The organism is Pseudomonas chlororaphis subsp. aurantiaca (genome assembly GCF_013466605.1).
In the GTDB taxonomy this organism is placed as follows: domain Bacteria; phylum Pseudomonadota; class Gammaproteobacteria; order Pseudomonadales; family Pseudomonadaceae; genus Aquipseudomonas; species Aquipseudomonas chlororaphis_I.
The window spans coordinates 4,837,354-4,862,749 of sequence record NZ_CP059162.1; the positions used below are offsets into that span (position 1 = coordinate 4,837,354).

The following is a 25,396-nucleotide window of genomic DNA, read 5'->3' on the forward strand; positions in this document are numbered from 1 at the left end:
TGGCATCAGGCCGGTTTAGTGTCGATGCTTCCCCCGGACGTGTTCCCGGATACATGCAAAGCACTCGATCCAACCACCTGATGATCAACAACCTGAACATCGCCGGATGTTGAGATTTAAGACGAGCCCACCCATTTAAAGTCACCTCAACATGGACAAAGACGCGTGAGGCGCCCCACAGATTCTGAACAAAAGTGTAGACGAATCGATATAGATAGACTTTAGCCTACACTCCGCGAGCGCCGTGCAAAGGGACTCTGCGGCAGATGCGCTTAACAAGCGCAACCTCCCAACAGGGTGACAAGGTTGCGTATTTTTTATACAGATCGATAAAAAGTTGCTCGAAAAAGATTCAACGCCTAGAATTTTTTTTGCTTCTTGCGCTACGTCAGTTTACTTACTACAAGTAATGGGTAGTATGTACGCCGGCCATTTCATCACTCGGATGAGATAGCTACTTAATAGAAAGTCCTTGAAGGGGAACACGATGAACAACGTTCTGAAATTCTCTGCTCTGGCTCTGGCCGCAGTTCTGGCTACCGGTTGCAGCAGCGTATCCAAAGAAACCGAAGCTCGTCTGACTGCAACTGAAGACGCAGCAGCTCGCGCCCAGGCTCGTGCAGACGAAGCCTACCGTAAAGCTGATGAAGCTCTGGCTGCTGCTCAAAAAGCACAACAGACTGCTGACGAAGCTAACGAGCGCGCTCTGCGTATGCTGGAAAAAGCTAGCCGCAAGTAATAATCCCTCGGGATTGTTATCGAGCCGACCCATTTATTGGGTCGGCTTTTTTATTGCCCGAATTTTCTTGCGGCAATAAAAAACCCGTCGACGCCCTGAAGCATCGACGGGTTGCTGTTCCTGCCGTTACTGCTGCATATCGATAGGCACCGCCGATACCACCGGTGCATTGGTCGGTATGGCGATCTCTACTGGCAAACCATCTTCGGCCGCCACCACGTCGCGCACTACATCCCAATTCATCCGCAGGTTATTGGCCAGGTCTTCACGCTTGAGCAAGGCGTTGATCACCGCGGTGTGTTTGTCCACGACCGACGGATTGCCCTTGTCATCGAGCGGCGTGTGAGCCTCCAGATAAACTTTGCCAGCGCTGATACCGAACTTGTACGGATCGTTGAGGATGCGCACCGATGTCCCCACCGGCACCATGCTCGCCATTTCCAGGACGTTGTTGTTGAACATCCGGAAGCAGCCGTGGCTGGTGCGCATGCCGATACCGAACTTCTTGTTCGAACCGTGGATCAGGTAGCCCGGCGTGCCTAGGGTGAACTTGAATGGTCCCAACGGGTTGTCCGGCCCCGCCGGCACCACGTTCGGCAGTGGATCACCATCAGCCGCGTGCTCGGCCTTGATCGAGGCAGGCGGCGTCCAGGTCGGATTCGGGGTCTTGGCGACAATGCTGGTATGGGCGATCGGCGATCCCCAACCTTCCCGGCCGATACCCAGGGGGAAGGTGTACACCACGTTCCGCCCTTTCGGGTAGTAGTACAGGCGATATTCGGCGAGGTTGATCACGATGCCTTCACGAGGTCCCGGCGGTAGGATGAAACGTGTCGGCAACACCACTTCAGTGCCCGCGCCCGGTAACCAGGGATCGACCCCCGGGTTGGCCGCGACCATCTCGTAATAGCCCAGGTCGTAGGTCGTGCCCAGGTCGGCAAAGGTGTCTTCGTACTTGGCCTTGATCACCTGTACCTGACCGACGATATCTTCGCCCGGTGGAGGTAGAGGCAGTTCCAATGCGGCAACGGGGCCAGCCACACAGAAGGCGGCAAGCGTCAGGCAACGGGTGACGACAGGAAAGCGCGGCAACATCCGGAAAATCCTTCGCATGATCAACGAGTAAAAAAGTGATTGTACACCCGCCCCCTTGGCTGCGGGAGCGACAGCTGCATCAGCGCAAGAAGGGAGCCGGGCGAGAACTTGCTGCCTTACAGTTCGAAACGCAACTCTGGCCAGATCGGTGGCGTGCCGCGCTTTTGCGATTCGAGGATCGCCCGGCACAGCGGACACAGGCGCTGGTCCTGGAAAATGGTCCGGTCGACACTCGACCAGCGCGGTTGCGCGGGCAGCAAGGTGCCGCACAACGTGCGATCGGCAGAGCCGCCCAACTCCAGCTGACGCGTCACCAGATGCACCCGGACTTCCTGGCAGGCGAACAGGTCGAGCTGTTCGTCAGGCTCGATCAGTTGGTAGGCAAACAGGGACCAGGCGGGACGCGGCATCGGGGGCTCCAAATCGGGGGCGCCACATTAGCCGAAACACTGCCGGTAGAAAAGCGTCAAAGCAGCGGTTTTAGCGTCGGCCAGACATTTTCCAGCAACTTGCCCTGAGCAGCGACTGCGGGGTGGATGCCATCGGCCTGCATCAGCTCGGGATTACCGCCGACCCCTTCCAGAAAAAACGGCACCAGCGCCACGTCTTTTTCATTCGCGAGCTTGCTGTACACCTCGGCAAACGCCTGGGTGTAGCGCACGCCGTAATTGGGTGGCAGCTGCATGCCAAGCAACAGCACCTTGGCACCGCTGGCCTTGGAGCTGTCGATCATCGAAGCAAGATTTTGTTGCAATTGCGTGGGCAGCTGCCCGCGCAGGCCATCGTTGCCGCCCAACTCGAGAATCACCAGCTCCGGCTTGTGCTCTGCAAGCAGCGCCGGCAGCCGCGCCTGGCCACCTGCGCTGGTATCTCCACTGATGGAAGCATTGACCACCTTATCGTCGAAACCTTCGCTCTTGAGCCGCTGCTCGAGCAATGCCACCCACCCCTGACGGGTATCCAGGCCGAAAGCCGCGCTGATACTATCGCCAACGATCAGGACTGTACCCGCCGCTGCGTTCTGGGCCATGCACATCAAGGCCAGGCCAGCACTCAAAAACCACACACGCATCGGATTCTCCATGGGCGCAAGCATTCTCACTGCGCGGAACCTTAGCAAAGTGGTTCCCAGCGCGGAAGGTGAACTGACCATCCTGCACGAACTCAGCCTGGAACTGAACAAAGGCGACAGCCTGGCCATCGTCGGCAGTTCCGGCTCAGGAAAATCCACCCTGCTCGGCCTGCTGGCCGGTCTCGACCTGCCCAGCAGCGGTGAGGTCACCCTGGCCGGTCGCAGCCTGGGCACATTGGACGAAGACCAGCGCGCCCGAATCCGCGCCGAGCATGTGGGCTTCGTCTTCCAGTCGTTCCAACTGCTCGACAGCCTCAATGCCCTGGAGAACGTCATGTTGCCCATGGAGCTGGATGGCCGCCGGGATGCCCGCGAGCGTGCGACCGAGCTGCTCCAGCGCGTCGGGCTCGGGCAACGCCTGAGTCACTCGCCTCGCCAGCTCTCCGGTGGCGAACAACAGCGGGTAGCCATCGCCCGCGCCTTCGCCGCCGAACCTGACGTGCTGTTCGCCGACGAGCCGACCGGCAACCTCGACAGCCACACCGGCGAGCGCATCAGCGACCTGCTGTTCGATCTGAACAAGGAAAGCGGCACGACGCTGGTCCTGGTCACTCACGATGAACGCCTGGCCCATCGTTGCCGGCGCCTGATCCGCCTTGAAGCCGGCCTGCTGGTCGCCCCCCTGGAGCCTTGATGGCACGCCTGCCGCTGTTGCGCCTGTTCAGCCTTGCCGTTCGCCAACTTCTGCGCGACGCCCGCGCCGGAGAACTGCGGGTATTGTTCTTCGCCCTGGTGGTGGCGGTGGCCGCCAGCACCGCCATCGGCTATTTCGGTGCCCGCCTCAACGGCGCGATGCTGCTGCGCGCTACGGAGTTCCTCGGCGCGGACCTACTGCTTGAAAGCAGCTCTCCGGCAAGGCCCGAACAGATCCAGAGCGGCCGGGAACTGGGCCTGCAACATGCGCAGGTGGTGGAGTTTTCCAGTGTGATCGCCACCGACAATGGCATCCAGCTGTCCAGTATCAAGGCCGCGGATGACGCCTACCCGCTGCGCGGCCAGCTGAAAAGCGCCCCGGCCCCTTACGCGGCGGAAGAAATCGGCGGCGGTCCACAACCAGGCGAAGCCTGGGTCGAAGCCCGATTGTTGACCGCGCTGGACCTGAAAATCGGCGACAGCATCGACGTCGGGATGAAAACCCTGCGCCTGAGCCGGGTACTGACTTACGAGCCGGATCGCGCCGGCAACTTCTATAGCCTGACGCCCAGGGTACTGATCAACCTGAGCGACCTGAACGCCACCGGCGTGGTGCAACCGGGCAGCCGGGTCAGTTACAAGGAGCTCTGGCGCGGTCCGGGAAGCGCCCTGGAAACCTATCGCCAATTGATCAAGCCAGGCCTGGCGGCCAATCAGCGCCTGCAGGATGCCCGAGATGGCAACCGCCAGATCGGCGGGGCCCTGGGCAAGGCCGAACGCTACTTGAACATGGCCAGCCTGGTGGCGGTGCTGCTGGCAGGCGTGGCGGTTGCCCTGTCCGCTGCGCGCTTCGCCTCCCGCCGCTTCGACGCCAGCGCGCTGCTGCGCTGCCTGGGCCTGTCCCGCCGGGAAACCATGCTGCTGTTCACCCTGCAACTGGCCCTGCTCGGCATCCTGGCCAGCATCGTCGGCGCGCTGCTCGGCTGGCTCGCCCAGCTTGGGCTGTTTTACCTGCTGCATGACCTGCTACCAACCGATGTACCTCCCGGAGGATTGCTCCCCGCCGTCGCCGGTATCGGTACTGGCCTGGTGGCGCTTGGAGGTTTCGCCCTGCCGCCCCTGGCGGCGCTGGGGCGTGTCCCGCCCTTGCGGGTATTGCGTCGTGACCTGCTGCCGATCCCCCCAAGCACCTGGATGGTGTATGGCGCCGCCTTGCTGGCCCTGGGCCTGATCATGTGGCGCCTGAGCCTGGATCTGCTCTTGACCTTCGCCTTGCTCGGTGGCGGCGTCATTGCTGCCCTGGTCCTGGGTGGATTACTGCTGCTGGCCCTGCAAAGTCTGCGTCGCTTGCTGGCCAAGGCGTCGCTGCCATGGCGCCTGGGTTTGGGCCAGTTACTGCGGCATCCCTTGGCCGCTGCCGGGCAATCCCTGGCCTTCGGCTTGATCCTGCTGTCGATGGCCTTGATTGCGCTGTTGCGTGGAGAACTGCTCGACACCTGGCAAAACCAGTTGCCCAAGAACGCGCCGAACTATTTCGCCCTGAATATCCTGCCCGCGGACAAGCAGGCCTTCACCGACAAACTGGTGGCGCTTTCCGCCCCTTCTGCGCCGTTGTACCCGGTAGTGCCAGGGCGGCTGATCAGCATCAACGGCGAACCGGTCCGGGAAATCGTCAGCAAGGACTCCAGTGGCGACCGCGCCGTACAGCGGGACTTGAGCCTGACCTGGGCCGCGGATCTGCCAGAAGGCAATAAGATCACCAGCGGCTCGTGGTGGGCGCAACAGCCCGAAGGGGATTTGCCTGGCGTCTCGGTCGAGGCCCAGGTGGCCGAAAGCCTGAAACTCAAACTTGGCGACCAGATGACGTTCAGCGTCGGCGGAGTCAATCGCGAGGCCAGGGTGACCAGCCTGCGGGAAATCAACTGGGACAATTTCCAGCCCAACTTTTTCATGATCTTTCAGCCCGGCACGCTGCGGGATCTGCCTGCCACTTACCTGACCAGCTTCTATCTGGCTGCGGGTCACGACCAACAGGTGGTCGAGTTGTCCCGGGCCTTCCCGGCAGTGACCATCCTGCAAGTGGAGGCGTTACTCGAACAACTGCGCAGCATCCTGGCCCAGGTCACCCTGGCCGTGGAATACGTGCTGCTGTTTGTACTCGCCGCCGGCATGGCAGTGCTGTTTTCCGGACTACAGGCCACCCTGGATGAGCGAATTCGTCAGGGCGCCCTGCTACGGGCGCTGGGGGCGGAACGACAATTACTGGTCAAGGCCCGGCGTATCGAGTTCGGGCTGCTGGGAGCGGTCAGTGGGCTGCTGGCCGCATTGGGATCGGAACTGGTGAGCCTGGTGTTGTATCAGTTTGCCTTCGACCTACCCTGGCATCCACATCCCTGGCTGTTGCTCCTGCCTGTTATCGGTGCCCTGCTGATCGGCGGTGCCGGTGTCTATGGAACGCGCCGGGCATTGAATGCCAGCCCGCTGACAGTACTGCGCGAGGGGTAAGCCCCTCGCAGGCAGGTCATTTCATGTATTCGATCTGATTGATCCACCAGCACATTTCTCCACCGGGCGTCTGCACTATTGCCTCGTCGCCGACTTCTTTCTTCAAGAGCGCCCGAGCCATGGGCGAATCGATGGAGATGTAATCCTTCTGCCCGTATATCTCGTCGTAACCGACGATACGGAAACGCTTGGTTTCGCCCTCTTCATTTTCGATATCGACCCAGGCACCGAAGAAAACCCGCCCCTCCTGTTCCGGCGAATAAGACACGACCTTCATGTCTTCGAGTCGCTTGCGCAGGTAACGAACCCGACGATCAATTTCCCTCAGGAGTTTCTTGTTGTACTGATAATCCGCATTTTCACTCCTGTCCCCCAGGGAGGCCGCCCAAGTGACTTTCTGCGTCACATCCGGACGTTTCTCCCGCCACAGGTAATCCAGTTCGTTTTTCAGAGCCTCGAAACCTTCCTGCGTAATGAGCTTGGTACTCAATTGGTTAAATCCCCCATGCAGAGCCTTATGAGCAGTTCAGCATTATGGTTGAATCGAGACCTTGAGAACCAATGCTAAGCGAGATAAACCCACTTGCAGCAAGCCTGCTCATGGGGATGGCCTATCCAGAACGAACAGGCCAATAATACTACCGCTTGGGCGTTGTACGAAAAAGCGGTCGCGCTTGGTCAATGGGGCCTCAAACCCACGTGCGAATCCACATCAGGATGCACATAATCTAAAACCGGATACGTCACATCAGTTCTATCCAGTGTGCCCCGCCTGACTGCACTCTCCGCCTTTTCATACAGGTTAAATACTGCTTTATTAAAATACCCAACACACTAAAAGAAAAACTCCAGCAGAAATGCTTTACTCATCATCGTTGAGCAATGTACTGGATATGCTATGCAGACTGTTATTGAAGGTCACTGTCTCATTGAAACCTTTTACAATATTGCTGAGCTTCTTACGGGTGCTGGACAACTGCGTTAGTTTTTCTACCAGCTCTGCATTTTTTTGCTGGATTCCGACGTCTCTCTTTTCCAGTTCGGCTGCGCGGATATTTTGCTTAGCGGAAATTTCATCAAGACGTTGCTGCTCGAGCTGCATTAGTTCAGAGCGCCGAGCAACGCTTCGTTCTCTGGACTCGACACTTTCAGCCAGCTGTTGAAGTGCAGCACTGCGCTCTGCAATCACTCGGGAATTATGCTCAGCGGATTTATCGATCGCGCTCTTCTCTTGCTGAAGCAGGCTTTGTAGCTGGCGCAGGTGCTCATCTTTTTCATGAAGCTTACGCTCTCGCTCTTGCAACTGTTCCTTCAAAAGTTCCAAAGCTTCCTGTTGTTTCACAGCAGCCAATTTTTGCTGTGTCAACTCCTGCGCCATAAGTGCAAGATTCGACAAAGTGCTCTCCACATCAAGAAGCAAATGATCGGTATCCGCCCCTTGAAGTGCAGCTTCAGCCTCAGGAAGCGTCGCCATCAGAAACTGCGTTTCATCCAATGAGTTCTCTAAATCAGCCAACTCATCCTGTGTTACATCTCCGGCGAGTTGAACAGATTGATCGATATCTGTGGTGACCTGAACCTGCCTATCCATCAAAGTTGGAACACTGTCAGATATCGACAGATCGTACTCATCACTCTGGATTAATTTCACCTCTTCCTCCGAAGCCAAATCGCGAACCACCTCCGCCAAGCCAGCCAATGTGTTCTGCATACCTTCGGACAGGCATCCAATGTCGACCTCCGAGTCGGCAGACTGGTCAGCGTCAACCTCAGGCGCCAAATGGCCAGACAAGGGAGCATCACTTTCAGATGAGTCGACATATTTTTCGGCATTCGCAGTTGGCATTACAGTCATATCGTGTTGAAAACTCTCAGTAAATAATGAAGCATCAGCAAGAACCTCCCCTATCTCAGTCTCAGCTTCTCCTGGCTTTTGAGATAGTTCCTCTGGATCTCCAATCGGAGAGAATCCGGATGGAACATCATCGAATGCATCGCCTTCAGGCTCCTCAACGGTTCCTGGCGAACGGTGCCCATTCGAATCAGAAACCTCATCGATACACTCCGCAGCAGCCTGTGCGGCAGGAATATTTTGAGAAGACATCGAAATAGAGGTATCAAGCACAGGAACGCCGAGTTCAGCGCTGTCAATTGCAGGCAGGCAAGCAACCGAGGCTTCTGACGAGATAAGCTTCAGCACCAAATTTTTCTTGATGGTGAGTGAACGATGATCCGATAGATTCCCTGTCGGTATCACACAATCCTTAAGGTCAATCAGATGGTAAGGAATATCAGTACTACCACCAGCACCTTGCTGTCGCCCCTCAGGCAGGCTCGCATGGGTGACTATTTCCTTGAAGACTTGAATAACCTGACGCCAATCTTCTTCGGCCTCGATTGAGCTCAGTGAATAACTCTGCCCTGCCTTATTTAGCATCGCCAAATAAACTCGCGACTCTCCGACTTCAGCGCCCTCGTTCAAGCTATAGGCAAGAAAATTACGGCTCAGCATAGGAATTGCAAAACTGCAGAGCACCGCACCGTTCAGAACTTCCTGTTCTGCGTTTTTTATGGAAATAGTTCGTAGCAGCATCGCTGGCTCAGGCTCCGTTATATATCGCAAGGAGCAAAAAATACACCTTACAACACCTACCCGAAAACCAGACTTTTCCGATCCTCAAGTAGAATTATCCGATACCATCGATAAGCCGCCGAATCACATAGCGACGAGACCCACATTGAAACATCTTAAAAACATACAGATCACTGACATCTGAAGTTATTGCATCAATATTTCCAGCTCAGATTTTACTTAAGAGGGATGTTCAACCCCTTCTGCGGACTGAGCTTGAACAGCCACCACTCATAATTCGACCAGAGCATGGTTACTCCTGCAGCCATTAATATCAGGACCGCCCCACCTACCCCTGTCAATATCAGTTGCTGCTGCCAGGCTAGAAAACACAACGCGATACCAGCCACCCCCATCAACATAGCCAGAGAAGGGGCAAACCAATAGATGAAACGATCAAGACGCAAAAGCAGATTGAATAGCCAGGAGCCTTTAAGCTGGGCCGGTCTGAAGATAATAACGTGCATGGAGAGCTAGTCTTTTCCAGATTAAAACTGTGCTCAACCATAACTTAGCTACCCAATGCCAACTATCAGATTCGTCTGATTTAGTTTTCAGAGTGCTCGGATAATATGTAGAAAACACACCCAACCCTAAACATTGAGATGCCTGCATGGGAAGTATCATCATCGTCGACGACCATCCGTTGATTCGACTCGCCATAAGAACCGTTCTGGAACCTCATGAGCACAACATCGTCGCGGAGGCGGACAACGGGGCCGACGCCGTCCAGCTGGTACGCAAGCATCTTCCAGACTTGCTCATCCTGGACTTGAACATACCCAACCTGGACGGATTTTCCGTTATCTCCCACATAAAGTCCGCTGGGTTGCCTATAAAAACACTGGTGCTGACCTCCAGCAACTCCAAGAACTTCGCCTTGCGCTGTTTGCAGGCCGGTACAGCCGGCTTCCTGTGTAAGAACGATAACCTGAACGAACTGGCCAATGCGGTAAAAGCCATCCTATCGGGGTATAGCTACTTCCCCGAAGATACGATCAGCACCTTGCAACAGAATACAAATGCCGCCTGCCAGGAAAGTGTCTTGATTGCCCAGCTGACCGACCGGGAAATCACTGTCCTGAAACTGCTGGCAAGCGGCCTGAACAATCAGAAAATCGCGGATGCGCTGCTGATCAGCCACAAGACGGTAAGCACCTATAAGGTCAGGCTGCTAAAACGGTTCAACGTTTCCAATCTGGTAGCACTGGCGGAGCTGGCCAAACGCAACTCCGTAGTTTGAAACCCTGATCTCGATGGAGCCTTTAGCCGGGATTCAGGATCATCAGCCCCCTCGACAACCGGGTTGATCACTCACGGTACTTATCTACGGGTGATCAGCCCCTGTCGAGCCACACGGGTCAGATGCCGGATGACTTCAGCGGCATTTTCCGAGCTGGGTGCCTGTATCACCGCAAGGTCAAAACTGTCGTTGGCAAAACGTACCAAGGACTCGCCGTCTTCGATGAACTGGATCAGAAAGGCCGAAGGGCCTGTGCTGCGACGTGGCCAGCCATCGAGATAACGCAGCAATGTCGGCTGGTGTGTACCGCCAAGAAGAATTTTTGGATTGCGCTGAACAAGATTCGCCGTGATTGGCGCAAGACGTACAGGAGGGTGGAGTGCATTCATCGTGTCGTGTCTCTGCCTCAATTTTCTGCCGGGCAGGTGAGAGGCAACACCGAACCAGCGCTTTAGCGGTATTTCGAAGCCGGTAGAGCTTCTATCGGTGATATTCCGGATCACCTGGCGCCCCGCAAGTAGCTGTTTAAATCGGCGCATGGGCAACAATCCTAGAGAAGCCGACGGGGTAGTGTCAAGAATCCCCAATAACGAAATCAGCAACGAAAAAGGCCCGCTACAAGCGGGCCTTTGAGTGTTTGCCGGAAGCTACTTGGCAATCGCGGCATCGAGTGACAATTTGCCCGCGCCTTCGATCAGAACCGCAATGGTGCCGCCGAGCAAAGCCAGGGCGAACTCATAACCATTGTTCGCCATGAACAGGCCATTGCTGATGTGTACGGAGAAAATCGCTACCAGCAAGGTGAAGCTCAACCCCAGCGCGGCAGGACGTGCCAACAGACCGATAATCAGCGCCAGACCGCCAAAGAACTCGGTACCGCCCGCCAGCAACGCCATCAGGTGTCCGGGTGCCAGGCCTATGCTCTCCATCCACTGTGCCGTCCCTGCCAATCCGTAACCACCAAACAGGCCAAAAAGCTTTTGTGCACCGTGTGCGGCGAAAATGATACCGACAAAAACTCGCAGGACAGTCAGGCCATAGCCTGCACGGGTGCTCAGTACGGTTTTGATCAGTGTGCTCATGTATGTAGTCCTTTGTGGTGTTGGATATTGGGTCGCTATATTAATCACAAAAATTCATGTTAAAAGTGCAAAAATAGCAAGATAACAATCTATTTTTTCGATTATTTCCGTGAGACGACCTTACGCGCTTGCGGCTCCAACGATTCGCGTTCCCGGTCAAAGGCCAAATAGTATTTGTTGACGCTATTAACATAGCTGACGGCGCCCATTCCGACCTGCTCCATGGCAATGCGCTCGACCTGGAAAAACCACTGATTGGGGTTCAACCCGCGCCGCCGGGCTTCGGTGCGCATCCCCTGCACACGCTCCGGCCCCATGTTGTAAGCCGCCAGGACGAACGCCATACGCTCGCGCTCGTTGAGCTTGGGACTGGAAAAGAACTTGCGCCGGATCAACGCCAGGTACTTGGCTCCGGCCAGCACATTGTTATCGAGGGTCTGAATGTTATTGACCCCGACCCGCTGGGCGGCTGACGGGGTGATCTGCATCAGGCCGGTCGGACCGCTGCCGCTCCTGGCAGTGGGTTGCAACGACGATTCCTTGAAGGCCAGGGCCGCCAGGTTCAACCAGTCCATGCTCTGCGCATCGGCATGCTTCTGTAATACCGGGCGCAGCTTTTCCAGACGCTGGCGATCGGCCCGGGTCAAAGGGTTATGCACCTGATACAGGCGCCGATAGATGCGCAAGAACGCAACGTCCTGATCCGCCGGCGCCTTGTAGACCTTCAGGAAACGATCGATGCTCGCCCGCAGCATCGAGGCGTCGCGCCGCACGAACCAGTGCTCCTCGCCCGACTCGCTGATGACCAGTTGCCGATCGAAACGCAGCTTCGGCAGGACCTTGCCCCAGCGCTCGGCAATGGGCTTCTCGACGATGGTCAGATGAAAGATCCCGCCCTGGACCATTTCCAGGACATCTTCGACTGCCAGGCTCGGATCGACCCACTCGACCTTGATCGGCGCCAGCTTATGCAGCGCCAGCTTCTGATTGATCTGGCTCACCGCCTCCCCGGCGGCGCTGCCGGTGGTCAGCGCCAGGGTCTTGCCGGAGAGTTGTTCGGGTCGGGTGTAACGCCGCTCGCCCTTGATTCCCACCAGCAGCATCGGCACGTTGCTGGCAACCGGTTCACTGGGGCTCACCGCTTGCCCCGGTAGCGCCTCCAGCAATTCTCCCGGAGCGACCAGGTCGCCCTCACCGCGCTGCAACGCACCGAGCAGTTGATCCTTGGCTTTGGGGATGATCTTGAGACTGATTTCCTGCCCGTCGCGAGCATGACCATTGAGGTACTGCTCAAAGGCACGCAGGCGGTGGTATTCGACGCCGATGGCCTGGCCCTGGACTTCACCGGAACTGTTGCGACTCTGGTTGACCAGCACCCGCAGGACCCGGCTGCTACGAATCTCCGCCAGGTCGCGGACCTTGCCCGTTACGGCGGCTTCCGGAGGGCCGGCCAAGCGCGCGACCGCCGGCAGGGGCAGCAGCAACGACAAGCACAACGCTAGCAAAACCAAGGGTCGCGTCATCCGCTCTCCGGGAAGAATACTGTCCGAGTTATCAGGGACTGACGAAAAATCGGGCGTCAGAAACAGAGCGCCTAGAGCGCCGACAAGATGCGAAAGACTGGCATAACCTCGGCGGGCAAACCAACCGCGGCCTTTCTCCCGGCATCAAGAGACAGCTCCAACTCGTTGTAGTTCTTGGCTTTTCTTATAAATCTACAGCTCTGATATGCTTTCCGGCCGCAGGCGGAGATAGCACCATGCAACTCATCGATATCGGCGTCAACCTGACCAACCCGAGTTTCGCCGAAAAACATCGCGCAGTACTGGACCGAGCCTATGCCGCCGGTGTCTGCCAATTGGTGCTCACCGGCACCAGCGTCGAAGGCAGCGAACAGGCGCTCGAGCTGTCGCGACAACTGGACGAAAGCGGCCGCCAACTGTTCTCTACCGCCGGTATTCATCCGCATTGCGCCAGCGACTGGAATGCCGACAGCGCACAGCGCCTGCGCAGCCTGCTCAAGGAAAGCAGCGTCAAGGCCGTTGGGGAATGCGGCCTGGACTTCAATCGGGACTCCTCCCCCCGCCCGCAACAGGAAAAAGTGCTGGAGGAACATCTGGCCCTGGCCGTCGAGCTGCAACTGCCGGTCTTCCTCCACGAGCGCGACGCCAGCCAGCGCCTGCTGGAAATAGTCCGCGATTTCCGAGACCGCTTGCCGGCCGCGGTGGTGCATTGTTTTACCGGTGAACAGCGCGCGCTGTTCAACTACCTGGACCTGGACTTGCACATTGGCATCACCGGGTGGATCTGCGACGAGCGTCGTGGCACTCACTTGCACCCTCTGGTGCGAGAGATTCCCCGCGGTCGCCTGATGCTCGAAAGCGACGCCCCCTATCTGTTGCCCCGCAGCCTGCGCCCCAAACCGAAGAACGGTCGCAACGAACCGGCCTACCTGACAGAGGTATTGCGCGAGGTGGCCCTGCATCGCGGTGAGAGCCAGGAAGAGCTGGCGGCCCATAGTACCGCCAGCGCCCGTGCCTTCTTCGCCTTGCCCGAGATTGCTTGACGCATATCAAGATTTGACTCTCTGCATAGCGGCACAATAATGGCACCTTGCCAATACTGTTCCGCTTAATCAGAGAAGACCTTCCATGGGTGCCTGGCTCAGCAATATCTCACTGAAATACAAGTTCTGGGCGGTCAATGCAGTCGCCTTCGTGACCACCCTGCTACTGGTCCTGTACGCCGTCCAGCTGGAGCAACACGCGCGTAGCCAGGCCTCACAAAACAACGCCCGGGCCCAGGCCAACCTGCTCGGTGCATGGCCCTCCGGACAGGCACTACCCAATACTGAAAACCTGCTGGGCTTCGCTGCCGGCCAGATCCCCAGCCTCGACCAACGCTCCCTGCCAGAACTGAGTAACGCCAACGGATGGGTGGCCTTCGACGAGATGCCGCTGTTCGGCGAAAACCCACTGATCGGCGCGCAAGTGCTGCCTCGGGCCAATGGCCAACGGGTTGCGGTGCTTGCCCATGGGCCAAGCCTGCAACAGGTGTTCAGCGAACGCTTCAGCCAATACGCGGTGGCCGTGTTCATTCTGATGCTGGCGATGCTCGGTGCTTCGCAACTGTTGATCCGTTTCCTGCTCAGCCAACTGAACACCCTCAAGGATGTGATGCTGCATGTGGAGAAGACCGGCGACCTGTCGGCCCGCGTGCCGCTGTCGTGCACCGACGAGGTCGGCCAGATGGCCAATGCCTTCAACGCGATGCAGGCCGGTTACCAGCGGGTGGTCAACACCGTCGCCAACACTGCCCGGCAACTGGATATCGGCGCTGCGCGCCTGGCGTCGAGCATGAACGACGTGCGTCACGGCATGCTGGGCCAGCAAAGCGAAACCGATCAGGCCGCGACGGCGATCAACGAAATGTCCGCCACCGTCTATCACATCGCCCAGCACGCCGGTGCCACCCGGGATCGCTCTCAGGCCGCCGACGCCCTGGCCGGCAGTGGCCAGGAAGTGGTGGGGCGCGTGCAGAAGTCCATCTCCGGGCTTTCCACCGGCGTGCAACAGACCGCCGAGATGATCCAGCGCCTGGCCGAGGACAGTCAGAAGATCAATGGTGTGGTCAACGTGATCCACAGCATCGCCGAGCAAACCAACCTGCTGGCGCTCAACGCCGCGATCGAAGCGGCGCGCGCCGGTGAAATGGGCCGGGGGTTTGCGGTGGTCGCCGATGAAGTACGCAACCTCGCCAAACGGGTGCAGGACTCCACCGACGAAATCACCCGGATGGTCGCCGCCCTGCAGGCCGGCACCCGCGACGCGGTGGACTTCATGCAGGAAAGCTCGTTCAAGGCAGACGATTGCGTGCAGCAGGCACAGGAAGCCGGCACAGCGCTGGCGGAAATCACCGCGGCCGTGGCGCAAATGCGTGAAAGCAATACCCAGATTGCAGTGGCCGCCGAGCAGCAAAGCCAGGTGGCCGAAGAAATGAATCGCGCCGTGGTGAGTATTCGCGACGTCACCGAAAACACCGTGCAACAGACCGTCGACTCGGCGACCACCAGTAACGAACTGGCGACCCTGGCCGGAGAGTTGAGCAAGGCCATCGGTCAGTTGAAGCTTTAAAACCGCGAGTTTCGCCCCGGCAGGAATCGCCTGCCTGCCGCGGCGAACCCCTTGCCAGCCTATCGCCCTCATAGCCAGCCTTGATTCGCCGAAGCCCCACGCGAGACCTATCCTTGATACATAGCTTTCTACGAATCAAGGATCACCGTCATGGGTAAACGTCACCCCAACCTCCCCGCCTGGCAATGGCGCTCCTACCCGCATAACCACCGCAACCCGACCAACCTGGTGTTGCACCTGATTGCGGTGCCGCTGTTCATCGTCGGCTTCCTGTTGCTGGTTTCAGGGGTATTCGGCTTGAGCTTCACCAACGTCGCCATCGGCGTGGTCGGCCTGATTGCAGCCTTGGGCCTGCAGCGTCATGGCCATAGCCTGGAGGCGCAAGCCGCCGAACCGTTCAGTGACCGTAAGGATGCGGTCCAGCGCCTGCTGGTGGAACAATTCGTGACCTTTCCACGCTTCGTTCTCAGCGGCGCCTGGTGGCGTGCCTGGCGCGAGCGCCACCGGCATTGAGAGGGTGTCAGCCGAAGATGGTTACTGTCTGTCGGCTGAGCGCGATCAACTGACCTTCCGCGCTCCAGAGTGCCGCGGCCGCATGGCCATAACCATCACGGGCATGCTCGATATGCACCCGGTACTTGCACCAGTCCAGGGTGCTGAGCGCCAGCAGCGGCTGCACGAATTCAATGGTCCAGGTCAGGGTGCTGCCGGGTACCGGGCTGGTCAGATGCGGTAACAAGGCCGGCGGCCAAGCGTCCACCAATGCAAGGATATGCGCCTCGGCCAGGGGTTCTTCCTTCACATCGCCACGCAGGCGCACCCAGCCGCCCATGTCTCGCGACTTGTTGCCGGTGAAGGGCATGCCCCCGATGCTCCAGCGCATTGCCAGATGGCGCATGAACTCCGGCGTCATGTCCTTGACGTAAGGCAACTCCGGGCATTCGTCCCAATGTTTCATGGCAGGCGCTTCCTCGGCGACAACCGTCACCTCGGACGGACGAGAGGCACCAAAACTGCCCTGCACCAGGGTCACTACCTGACCGTTCTGCACCGCACGCCCCAGCACCTGGCTGACAGCCTTGCCCTCGCGCAGCACCTCGACTTCAAAGCTGACCGGCACATCGGGGGTGACCGGACCGACAAAGGTGATCGCCAACGAACGCACCGGACGCTCGGTGGGGACCTTTGCGCGCATGGTTTCATACTGCAAAGCCGCTACCAATCCGCCGAAACTGGCCCGCCCCTGCGCCCACTCGGTTGGAATCGACAGATCCAACGGATGTTGGCGGACGGCATCGAGCAAATCGGAAAAGCCCATGAGCACCTCTGGTCAAAGGAAAGATTCGAGGATCTTAACCAGCAGCGCACAAGGGTAAAGCACTTATTCCCGCCAAAAAGACTGACAGATAAGCCGCCAGACGCCTTTCAGCTACGGAAGCAGGCAGCGCTCAGCTTGTCGAGTACCCGATCGGCACGGACTTCGGCCTTGTGCATGGTGGCGTGCCAGACCGGAACACAAGGCAACAGGTCCGCCTGCCGTTCGGCCTGGGCCAGCCATTGCCAGCAATCATGCCAGTCGCCCAGCGCGCCTTGTGCAGCCTTCAAGTGCGAGACCGCCTTGGGCGACAGTTCGGCAAGTGCGGGGTAAGCCTCGGCGGCGTAGCGCACCCGCTTGATCAGCAGGCGTAAACGGTGCCGGTCATGAGCCGGATCATGCAGGGCCTGGTCCAGTGCCTTCCATTGCTTGGCCAGGCGCTTTTCGATGCGTTTGCGCAAACTGCGCAACAGTTCCTGACGTTGCGCCGCCCGCAGGAAGCGCGGGAAGGCATCCAGCACCAGCAGCAATTGCTTGAGTTCGGCGCCCGTCGCCACTGTCCGGTATTCATCCGCCAGCCCCGCGGTACGGCGTTCCGCGGCCTGATGGTAGTCATGCTGATGCAGGTACGCGGCCAGGACCTCACGGTCGCGCAACGGCGTCGTCAGTTGCCCGACCGCCGAGGCAGCCGCTTCCAGTTGCTCGACGCCTGGCAAGCCACGCAGCGCTCGCAACAGGCTGCGCAAGCGGCGCACCGTGGTACGCAGATCGTGCAGCGCCTCGGTGTCGGTCACCGCCTGCAAACGTGCCTGGCACGCCAGCAAGCGCACCTCCAGCCCCAACACCTGAGCCACCAACTGATCAACCAAGGCAGACATCATTGACTCCCGAAACGAATGACCCGGCCCGAGCACAAAGACTGCGGCCGGGCCCTGGCATGACTGGCAGGCGCAACCACGGCGCCTGCGAGACGGAAACTGAAGAGCGCTCTTCAGTCTAGCGGCAAACGGCAGCCTTGCGATCAGCGGCCGGCGCGCGACTCACGAATATAGAAACGAGCCTTCTCGGCTTTTTTGGTACAGCCCTCGAAGGCTTCGAATTGCTGCTGGGTCTTGGCCCCGGTCAGCAGCGACAAGGCTTTGGAATAACTGACCGTTCCCGCAAAACCTTCGGCCTTGGCCAGATCCAGTTCATGCCAGGCCGCATCCAGTTGCGAACCACAACTGTCGCGATAGGCGGTCTTGCCAGCACAACCAGCGAGTACCAATGCAATCAACGGTAGACAGATCCAGGCTTTCATCAATGACACCTCAAAGTAGGGGGAAACAGTCTTGAACAAAAAAACAATCGTGAACCTAAGACGATCGCCGCCGCTAAAAGTGCCTTGGCCCGTCAAGGGAAAATATAGTCGCGCGAGCATAACCTCATGCGTCAAGACAGTGGAAAAATCCCTTTGCCCAGGGCTCGCAGCGGCAGTCAGTGATTGAACCGAAACCCTCGATGGGTGCATTGTGGAAACCTGTCTGGCGAAGGATCGAGTCATGAAGAAGCGTGTCGCACTGGTCCTGGGCTCTGGTGGTGCCCGGGGTTACGCCCACATCGGGGTGATTGAAGAAATCGAAAGACGTGGTTACGACATTGCCTGTGTCGCAGGTTGTTCCATGGGGGCCGTGGTCGGTGGCATCTACGCCGCCGGCAAACTGGACGACTACCGCAGCTGGATCGAAAGCCTGGACTACCTGGATGTGCTGCGGCTGGTGGACGTCAGCTTTCGCCTGGGGGCGATACGCGGAGAGAAAGTATTCGGCCAGATCCGCAAGATCGTCGGCGAAATCAACATCGAAGACCTGCGCATCCCTTACACCGCCGTGGCCACCGACCTGACCAACCAGCAGGAAATCTGGTTCCAGGAAGGCTGCCTGCACCAGGCCATGCGGGCTTCGGCGGCGATCCCCAGCCTGTTCACCCCGGTCATGCAAGGCAATCGCATGCTGGTGGATGGCGGCTTGCTCAACCCGCTGCCGATCGTGCCGGTGGTCTCCAGCCATTGCGACCTGATCATCGCCGTCAACCTCAACTCGACCAACCAGCGTCGTTATCAGTTGCCGGTGATCCAGCGCCCCGCCGCCTTCAAGATCCGCTTCGACAGCCTGATCAACTCCCTGGGCTCGCACCTGCCCTTTCGCCGCAAGCAAGCCGAACAACTGCTGCTGCTCGAACAGGAAGCGCTGCGCAGCGAGGCGGCCGACATCGGTAACCCCTGGATCGAATCCGCCGAGCCCGAGGCCCAGCAACCGGCCGCGGCTCCGGAAACCGACGGTGCCCCGAAATCGGCCACCGGCTCATTCATTATCGATAACGTCGGCCCCGCGTCCCTGCTGGACCTGATCAACCAGAGCTTCGAGGTGATGCAGACCTCGCTGGCGCAGTACAAGATCGCCGGCTACCCGCCGGACATCCTGATCAACGTGCCCAAGCGGGTGTGCCGTTTCTTCGAGTTCTACAAGGCTCCGGAGCTGATCGCACTGGGGCGAGAGATTGCCAGCGACACCCTGGACCGCTACGAGAACGAGCTGAACTGAAAGAGGGCCGCGAGCCCGCTCACTCCTCCGCCCCCAGCAACCGGTAGCCCACGCCGGCCTCGGTCACGATAAAGCGTGGCCGGGTCGGATCGTCCGCCAGTTTCTGCCGCAGATGGCCGACCACGATACGCAGGTAATGGCTGTCCTCGGTGTGCGTCGGCCCCCAGATATCCTTGAGCAGTTGCTGCTGGGTGATCACCCGCCCCGGGTGCCGCGCGAGCTGCGCCAGCACGGCGTATTCCTTGCGCGTCAGCGCCACTTCGACGCCGTCGAGCAACACCCGGCGATACGCCAGGTCCACGGTCAGCGGGCCGAAATTCAGCGCTGCTTCCTGGGCTTCGCCGACGGGCGCCTGGCGCAACAAGGCCCGAATACGCGCCAGGAATTCCTGGATACCAAAGGGTTTGGTCACGTAGTCGTTGGCGCCACCGTCCAGCGCTTCGACCTTCTGCCCTTCGCTGGCCCGCACCGACAACACCAGCACCGGCACGCCCGACCACTCGCGGAACTCGCGCAGCACCTGCTGGCCGTCCATGTCCGGCAGGCCGAGGTCGAGTACCAGCAGGTCTGGCTTGTTCAGCGCCGCCTGGGCCAGGCCTTCGTTGCCGGTGCCGGCTTCAAGCACCTTGTAGCCCTGGGACACCAGGCTGATGCGCAGGAACTTGCGGATCTGCGGTTCGTCATCGATGACCAGGATGGTCGCGGTCTGGCTCATGGTTTCGGTTCAAGGCAAATAAGTGGCGCAAGAGTAGCGCAGGCGTCGCTGTAGATTGTAAAGAACATGTGCGGCCCTCCTGGCCTCGTTGGGTTGACGCTTTTTACCGGCACTCAGGCCTCTCCTTCAAGCTCGGGTTGCGCCTGCAGCGGCAGGCACAGGGTGATGCAGGTACCACGCCCGTCGATCCCCTCGCCCACCGTGATGCGCCCACCATGAGCACCGACCATGCCCTGACAGATCGCCAGCCCCAGGCCGGTGCCCTGCCCGCCGCGATCGCCCCGGGCGGCGGTGTAGAACATGTCGAAAATCCGCGGGCGATCCTCCACCGGAATCCCCGGCCCCTCGTCACTCACGGCAAACAGCAGCTCGGTGTCGCTGGTCCCGACGCTCAGTTGCAAGCGGCCGTTGGCTGGCGAAAAGCGCGCGGCGTTTTCCAGGACATTGATCAGCGCCTGTTCGATCAGCGCCGCATGCACGAAAAGCAACGGCAGTTCGGCCGGCAGGTCGGTGCTGACCCGCAGCGGCGCCAGCACCACCCGCAGGCGATTCAGCGCGCTGCCAACGATATCGGCAGGCGCCACCCAATCTCGCGCCAGTTTCAATGCCCCATGCCCGAGACGAGTCATGTCCAACAGATTCTGAATGTAGCGATCCAGACGCTCGGCCTCATCGCGCGTGCCTTCGAGCAGTTCGCGCCGGTCTTCCAGGGGGATCGCCTCCCCCAGCGCCAGCAGGCTGTCGATGCTGCCGCGCATCGAAGTCAGTGGCGTGCGCAGGTCATGGGACACCGAGGCCAGCAGCGCACTGCGCAATTGCTCGGTTTCGCCGTGCAGGCGCGCCGCTTCCAGATCCTCGGCCAACTGTGCCCGGGCCAGGGCCTGGGCCAGGGGCTGGCTCAGTGCGCTCAACAGGCGTCGACGCTGAGCGTTGAGCTCCTCGCCCTCTTTCGGGCACACCCCGAGCAAACCCAGCGGACCTTCATCGACGGATAACGGCCACCACCACCAGCGGCCGAACGGCAGGGTTCCTGTGCCCATCCCAGCCGGTTGATCGTGTTGCCAGGCCCAGTCGGCGGCAGCCCGTTCGGACTCGGAAAACTGCAAGGGCCCGCCCGTCTCGACCTTCCAGCCGCCCTGCCCGTCGCGATTGAGCAGGCACAGCTGCAGTTCCTTCCAGCCATTGAGATGCTGCGCCGCGGCACTGATCACCGCCTGCCGGTCGGTGGCGGCCGTGAGTTTGCGCGACAGGTCCAGCAGCTCGCTGGTTTCTTCCTGGGTGTCGCGCAATGCCTGTAACTGCCGACGCTGGCGCGCCGCCAGGTTGCCGGTCAATGCCGCCATCAACAGGAAGAACAGCAGCGTCAGCACGTCTTCCTCACGCTGGATGGCGAAGGAGAACGTCGGTGGTATGAACAGGAAATCGTATGTCAGGAATGACAGGGCCGCACACACCAGCGCCGGCCCGAGACTGCTGCGTACCGCCACCAGCAGCACCGCGGCGAGGAACACCAGGGAGATATTCGGCAACGCCAGCACACTCGCCACCGCCCACGACAGCCCCGTAGCCAGGACTGTCGCCAACACCGCCAGGGCGTAGTCGAACCAGACCAGCGAACGTTCCGCCCGCAGGCGCGGCTGGCCGGGATCATCCTCACTGTCGAGCACGTTGATTTCCAGGCCCTGGGCATTGCGCAGCAGACGCGCCGCCAGGCCACCGCCGAACAGACGGCGACGCAAGCGTTTGCGTGACTGCCCCACCAGCACCAGGCTGGCGCGCCGCTCCGCGGCATGCTGGATCAGGGTTTTCGCCACCTCGCCGGCCCGCAGCAGGACCACCTCGCCACCCAGGCGCTCGGCCAGTTGCTGAGCGCTTTGCAGGCGCTGGCGGGACTGCTCGTCGGGAGCGCGGCCGTTATCCACATGCACCAGGCTCCAGGGCAGATGCCGCCGCCGGGCGACATGGCTGGCATGGCGTACCAGGCGCTCGGCCTGGGCATCGCCGTCGACCCCCACCAGCAAGCGTCCGCGCACCGCCGGCGCGGCCTGCCCGAGCTTGCGATAACCCTGGGCCAGGTCGTCGTCGACCTGCGCCGCCGCGGCCTGCATCGCCAGCTCGCGCAGCGCGGTGAGATTGGTCTGGGTGAAGAACGCATCGATCGCCGCCCGGGCCTGCTCCGGCACATACACCTTGCCTTCTCGCAGGCGCTCCAGCAGTTCTCGCGGCGGCAGGTCCACTAGCAGCAATTCATAGGCTTCCTGCAGTACCCAGTCGGGCAAGGTCTCGCGGACCTGCACCCCGGTGATACCGCGGACCTGATCGTTGAGGCTTTCCAGGTGCTGCACGTTGACCGTGGTGAAGACGTCGATGCCAGCCGCCAGCAGCTCCTGGACATCTTGCCAGCGCTTGGCGTGCCGGCTACCTGGGGCGTTGGTGTGGGCCAGCTCGTCCACCAATACCAGCTTGGGTTTGGCCTTGAGCAAGCCGTCGAGGTCCATCTCTTCAAGCATGACCCCGCGGTATTCAGAACGCACCAGCGGCTGTTGCGGCAAACCGCCGAGCAAGGCTTCGGTTTCCGCCCGGCCATGGGTTTCCACCACCCCGGCCAGGACCTTCACCCCCTGGCGCAATTGCGTGTGCGCCGCCTGCAACATGGCGTAGGTCTTGCCGACGCCCGGCGCGGCGCCGAGAAAGACCTTGAGCCGGCCGCGGCCGTCGTGGGACAGATCGGCTAACAGGGCATCGGCGCGGCCGGAATCACTCATGCATTTTTCTCTCTGGACTCAAATCATCGACATACAGACTTTTAGCAGCTGGCTACAGGGCGAGCTTTTCCAGCGCCATGTTCAAGGCCAGCACATTCACCACCGGCGGGCCGACCAGAGGCTGCTCGACATGAGCGTCCACCAGTTGCTGCAGCGTAGCGACCGGCAGGTTGCGCGCCGCCGCGACCCGCGCCAGTTGATAGTCAATCGCCGCCGGTGGCAAGTGCGGATCCAGGCCGCTGCCCGAAGTCGTCAGCAACGCCAGCGGTACCGGCCCCTGCCCTGGCACCGCCAGCTTGTTGGCGTCGTCGATCACGCGGGTGGCCAGCGCCGGGTTGCTCGGCGCCAGGTTGCTCGCACTGCTGGACACCGTGGCAAAGGCCCCGGCCGATGGACGCGGGTGGAACCAGCTGTCGCCGCTGAAATCCTGGGCGATCAGGGCCGAGCCACGGACCTGGCCTACGCCATCGAGCACCAGGCTGCCATTGGCCTGTTTCGGGAACGCCACCTGGGCCACGCCAGTGACCACCAGCGGATAGGCCACGCCAGTGATCAGGGTCATCAACACAATCAGGCTCAAGGCCGGACGCAATACAGTGGACATCATCAAATCCTCGATTCGGTTAACAAGTTCACCCCAAACATTGCAGGAGCCGGCCTGCTGACGGCGCGTCAGTGACACCGCCTCGCCAGCAGGCTCGCTCCTCCAGGAATGCGGTTACACCAAGTGCAAAGCCGTCAGCAGCATGTCGATCAACTTGATGCCCAGGAATGGCACCAGGATCCCGCCCAGGCCATAGATCAGCAGGTTGCGGCGCAGCAGATGGGCCGCGCTGGCTGCCTGCACCCGCACCCCGCGCAGGGCCAGCGGAATCAGCACGACGATGATCAGGGCGTTGAACACGATCGCCGAGAGAATCGCGCTCTGCGGGCTGCTCAGTTGCATGACATTGAGCACGCCGAGCTGTGGATAAATCGCCGCGAACAGCGCCGGCAGGATCGCAAAGTACTTGGCGATGTCGTTGGCAATGGAAAAGGTGGTCAGGGCGCCACGGGTCACCAGCAGTTCCTTGCCGATCTGCACCACGTCCAGCAGCTTGGTCGGATCGCTGTCGAGGTCGACCATGTTCGCCGCTTCGCGCGCCGCCTGGGTGCCATCGTTCATCGCCATGCCGACGTCGGCCTGGGCCAGCGCCGGGGCGTCGTTGGCGCCGTCACCGCACATGGCGACCAGCCGGCCGTCGTTCTGCTCGTGGCGAATGCGCGCCAGCTTTTTCTCCGGCGTGGCTTCGGCCAGCACGTCATCCACCCCGGCTTCCGCGGCGATGGCGGCGGCGGTCAGCGGGTTGTCACCGGTCACCATCACAGTGCGGATCCCCAGCTTGCGCAGCTCGGCGAAGCGCTCGCGAATACCGGGCTTGACCACGTCCTTGAGGTGAATGGCGCCGAGCAGCTTGCCCTCGGCGCACACCAGCAACGGCGTGCCGCCACTCTGGGCGATCTTGTCGATCTCCCGGGACAGCGCCGAGGCCAGGTCACCGCGTTGCAGACCGACGAAGGCCAGTACCGAATCCACCGCGCCCTTGCGATAGACCCGTCCCTGATAGTCGACACCGGACAACCGGGTTTCAGCACTGAAGGGCACGGCGGTCAGCGCATCGGCGCCCGGCTCGGGCTGTGGATAAAGTCCACGCAGGTATTCGACGATGGATTTGCCTTCCGCCGTGTCGTCCGCCAGCGAGGCCAGCAAGGTGGCCTCGGCCATTTCCTGGTGGTTGACCCCAGGCGCCGAATGGATGGCCGCGCAACGACGGTTACCGAAGGTGATAGTGCCGGTCTTGTCCAGCAACAGCACATGCACGTCGCCCGCTGCTTCCACCGCGCGACCGGATTTGGCGATCACGTTCAGCCGCACCAGGCGGTCCATCCCGGCGATCCCGATGGCCGACAGCAGGCCACCGATGGTGGTCGGAATCAGGGTCACCAGCAACGCCACCAGGAACACCAGCGGCAGGCTGCCATTGGCGAAGTGGGCGAACGGCTGCAGGGTCACGACCACGATCAGGAAGATCAGGGTCAGACCGATCAGCAGGATGTCCAGGGCCACTTCGTTGGGGGTTTTCTGGCGCTTGGCGCCTTCCACCAGGGCGATCATGCGGTCGAGGGTCGATTCGCCCGGATTGCTGGTAATACGCACCAGCAACCAGTCGGACACCAGCCGCGTATTGCCGGTCACGGCCGAGCGATCGCCGCCGGACTCGCGAATGACCGGTGCCGACTCGCCGGTGATCGCCGCTTCGTTGACCGCGGCAATACCTTCGATGACTTCACCATCACCGGGGATCATCTCCCCGGCCTCGACCCGCACCACGTCGCCTTTGCGCAGATTGGCGGCGGGGATCACCTGGAAGCTGCCATCGGCCTTTTTCAGCCGCGCACTCAGGCCTTCGCTGCCAGCCTTGAGGCTGTCGGCGCGGGCCTTGCCACGACCTTCGGCCAGGGCCTCGGCGAAGTTGGCGAACAGCACGGTGAACCACAGCCAGAGAGCGATCTGCGCGGCGACGAAGGTTGGCACCGCGGTGTCCGGTACAAGGCACAGTACCGTGGTCAGGATCGCGGTCAGCTCGACCACCAGCATCACCGGCGAACGTTGCAGTTGGCGTGGGTCGAGCTTGACGAAGGCCTGTACCAGCGCTGGACGCCACAAGGCTGCGATCGAGGTTTTCTGTTGTTCGTCGGTCGTGTGTTTCGAGGCCACGGTTTTAGCGCCGGGCATTTTTTCAGTTACAGCCTTCTTGGAGGCAGGAACAGGCATATTCATCATT

At 60.2% G+C, this 25,396-nt stretch carries 24 protein-coding genes; 8 read left to right on the top strand and 16 right to left on the bottom strand.

The annotated features are described in order from the left end of the window. The first annotated feature begins 487 nt into the window (after positions 1-487). The gene (gene oprI / locus H0I86_RS21700) at positions 488-739 is read left to right on the top strand and encodes an outer membrane lipoprotei OprI (protein ID WP_003448337.1); all 252 of its coding nucleotides are present in this window, start codon (positions 488-490) and stop codon (positions 737-739) included. 126 nt (positions 740-865) lie between these two features. Here oprI and H0I86_RS21705 read toward each other — a convergent pair whose 3' ends face one another. The 3 genes from H0I86_RS21705 to H0I86_RS21715 form a co-directional block, all read right to left on the bottom strand. Beyond that, positions 866-1,834, bottom strand: coding sequence for a L,D-transpeptidase family protein (locus H0I86_RS21705; RefSeq protein WP_009044964.1), 969 nt, complete (start codon positions 1,832-1,834; stop codon positions 866-868). A gap of 116 nt (positions 1,835-1,950) precedes the next feature. Then, positions 1,951-2,244: a hypothetical protein gene (locus tag H0I86_RS21710; protein ID WP_007931378.1), complete on the bottom strand. Its 294-nt coding sequence runs from the start codon at positions 2,242-2,244 to the stop codon at positions 1,951-1,953. Positions 2,245-2,300: 56 nt separating this feature from the next. Beyond that, positions 2,301-2,906, bottom strand: a complete 606-nt coding sequence (locus H0I86_RS21715) for an arylesterase (protein WP_180922138.1) — start codon at positions 2,904-2,906, stop codon at positions 2,301-2,303. Positions 2,907-2,916: 10 nt separating this feature from the next. Here H0I86_RS21715 and H0I86_RS21720 point away from each other — a divergent pair, with 10 nt between their 5' ends. Continuing rightward, the gene (locus H0I86_RS21720; RefSeq protein ID WP_007931376.1) at positions 2,917-3,600 is read left to right on the top strand and encodes an ABC transporter ATP-binding protein; all 684 of its coding nucleotides are present in this window, start codon (positions 2,917-2,919) and stop codon (positions 3,598-3,600) included. Continuing rightward, the gene (locus H0I86_RS21725; protein WP_180922139.1) at positions 3,600-6,104 is read left to right on the top strand and encodes an ABC transporter permease; all 2,505 of its coding nucleotides are present in this window, start codon (positions 3,600-3,602) and stop codon (positions 6,102-6,104) included. The genes H0I86_RS21720 and H0I86_RS21725 overlap by 1 nt, the downstream gene beginning before the upstream one ends. 16 nt (positions 6,105-6,120) lie before the next feature. Here H0I86_RS21725 and greB read toward each other — a convergent pair whose 3' ends face one another. The 3 genes from greB to H0I86_RS21740 all read right to left on the bottom strand — a co-directional run bounded on the left by greB (position 6,121) and on the right by H0I86_RS21740 (position 9,203). Further along, entirely contained in the window at positions 6,121-6,594 is a 474-nt protein-coding gene (greB, locus tag H0I86_RS21730) for a transcription elongation factor GreB (protein WP_180922140.1), read from the bottom strand. Positions 6,595-6,966: 372 nt separating this feature from the next. Beyond that, positions 6,967-8,697, bottom strand: coding sequence for a coiled-coil domain-containing protein (locus H0I86_RS21735; protein ID WP_180922141.1), 1,731 nt, complete (start codon positions 8,695-8,697; stop codon positions 6,967-6,969). A gap of 215 nt (positions 8,698-8,912) precedes the next feature. After that, positions 8,913-9,203: a hypothetical protein gene (locus H0I86_RS21740; RefSeq protein ID WP_180922142.1), complete on the bottom strand. Its 291-nt coding sequence runs from the start codon at positions 9,201-9,203 to the stop codon at positions 8,913-8,915. Positions 9,204-9,349: 146 nt separating this feature from the next. Here H0I86_RS21740 and H0I86_RS21745 point away from each other — a divergent pair, with 146 nt between their 5' ends. Beyond that, the gene (locus tag H0I86_RS21745; RefSeq protein WP_180922143.1) at positions 9,350-9,979 is read left to right on the top strand and encodes a response regulator transcription factor; all 630 of its coding nucleotides are present in this window, start codon (positions 9,350-9,352) and stop codon (positions 9,977-9,979) included. An 80-nt stretch (positions 9,980-10,059) separates the two neighbouring features. On the opposite strand, the gene H0I86_RS21750 is transcribed toward H0I86_RS21745, so the two are convergent. From H0I86_RS21750 to H0I86_RS21760, 3 genes are all read right to left on the bottom strand, one after another. Further along, positions 10,060-10,368 carry a class I SAM-dependent methyltransferase gene (locus H0I86_RS21750; protein WP_180925893.1) on the bottom strand — a complete coding sequence of 103 codons (309 nt, stop codon included), beginning with the start codon at positions 10,366-10,368 and terminating at the stop codon, positions 10,060-10,062. 258 nt (positions 10,369-10,626) lie between these two features. Further along, complete coding sequence (locus H0I86_RS21755; protein WP_038577146.1) at positions 10,627-11,061, bottom strand: DoxX family protein; 435 nt, start codon at positions 11,059-11,061, stop codon at positions 10,627-10,629. A gap of 101 nt (positions 11,062-11,162) precedes the next feature. Next, positions 11,163-12,584 carry an MltF family protein gene (locus H0I86_RS21760; protein ID WP_180922144.1) on the bottom strand — a complete coding sequence of 474 codons (1,422 nt, stop codon included), beginning with the start codon at positions 12,582-12,584 and terminating at the stop codon, positions 11,163-11,165. Between the two features lie 236 nt (positions 12,585-12,820). On the opposite strand from H0I86_RS21760, the gene H0I86_RS21765 reads away from it, so the two are divergent. From H0I86_RS21765 to H0I86_RS21775, 3 genes are all read left to right on the top strand, one after another. After that, entirely contained in the window at positions 12,821-13,627 is an 807-nt protein-coding gene (locus H0I86_RS21765; protein WP_180922145.1) for a TatD family hydrolase, read from the top strand. Positions 13,628-13,712: 85 nt separating this feature from the next. Continuing rightward, positions 13,713-15,194, top strand: a complete 1,482-nt coding sequence (locus H0I86_RS21770) for a methyl-accepting chemotaxis protein (RefSeq protein WP_180922146.1) — start codon at positions 13,713-13,715, stop codon at positions 15,192-15,194. Between the two features lie 150 nt (positions 15,195-15,344). Beyond that, positions 15,345-15,707 carry an Mpo1-like protein gene (locus H0I86_RS21775; RefSeq protein ID WP_009050145.1) on the top strand — a complete coding sequence of 121 codons (363 nt, stop codon included), beginning with the start codon at positions 15,345-15,347 and terminating at the stop codon, positions 15,705-15,707. 7 nt (positions 15,708-15,714) lie between these two features. Here the strand turns inward: H0I86_RS21775 and H0I86_RS21780 are convergent, their stop codons facing one another. From H0I86_RS21780 to H0I86_RS21790, 3 genes are all read right to left on the bottom strand, one after another. Further along, positions 15,715-16,512, bottom strand: coding sequence for an acyl-CoA thioesterase (locus tag H0I86_RS21780; protein WP_180922147.1), 798 nt, complete (start codon positions 16,510-16,512; stop codon positions 15,715-15,717). A gap of 107 nt (positions 16,513-16,619) precedes the next feature. Continuing rightward, complete coding sequence (locus H0I86_RS21785; protein WP_180922148.1) at positions 16,620-17,387, bottom strand: CHAD domain-containing protein; 768 nt, start codon at positions 17,385-17,387, stop codon at positions 16,620-16,622. 143 nt (positions 17,388-17,530) lie between these two features. Next, a complete protein-coding gene (locus H0I86_RS21790; protein ID WP_062826262.1) occupies positions 17,531-17,809 on the bottom strand; it encodes a hypothetical protein in 279 nt (92 codons plus the stop codon). 241 nt (positions 17,810-18,050) lie between these two features. Here H0I86_RS21790 and H0I86_RS21795 point away from each other — a divergent pair, with 241 nt between their 5' ends. Further along, positions 18,051-19,091: a patatin-like phospholipase family protein gene (locus H0I86_RS21795; protein ID WP_062825069.1), complete on the top strand. Its 1,041-nt coding sequence runs from the start codon at positions 18,051-18,053 to the stop codon at positions 19,089-19,091. A gap of 19 nt (positions 19,092-19,110) precedes the next feature. On the opposite strand, the gene H0I86_RS21800 is transcribed toward H0I86_RS21795, so the two are convergent. The 4 genes from H0I86_RS21800 to kdpB form a co-directional block, all read right to left on the bottom strand. Continuing rightward, positions 19,111-19,806, bottom strand: a complete 696-nt coding sequence (locus tag H0I86_RS21800) for a response regulator (protein ID WP_180922149.1) — start codon at positions 19,804-19,806, stop codon at positions 19,111-19,113. A gap of 113 nt (positions 19,807-19,919) precedes the next feature. Further along, complete coding sequence (locus tag H0I86_RS21805) at positions 19,920-22,571, bottom strand: DUF4118 domain-containing protein (protein WP_180922150.1); 2,652 nt, start codon at positions 22,569-22,571, stop codon at positions 19,920-19,922. A gap of 52 nt (positions 22,572-22,623) precedes the next feature. Beyond that, the gene (gene kdpC, locus H0I86_RS21810; RefSeq protein ID WP_180922151.1) at positions 22,624-23,175 is read right to left on the bottom strand and encodes a potassium-transporting ATPase subunit KdpC; all 552 of its coding nucleotides are present in this window, start codon (positions 23,173-23,175) and stop codon (positions 22,624-22,626) included. 114 nt (positions 23,176-23,289) lie between these two features. Beyond that, the gene (gene kdpB / locus H0I86_RS21815; protein ID WP_373369436.1) at positions 23,290-25,347 is read right to left on the bottom strand and encodes a potassium-transporting ATPase subunit KdpB; all 2,058 of its coding nucleotides are present in this window, start codon (positions 25,345-25,347) and stop codon (positions 23,290-23,292) included. Between the last annotated feature and the right edge of the window lie 49 nt (positions 25,348-25,396).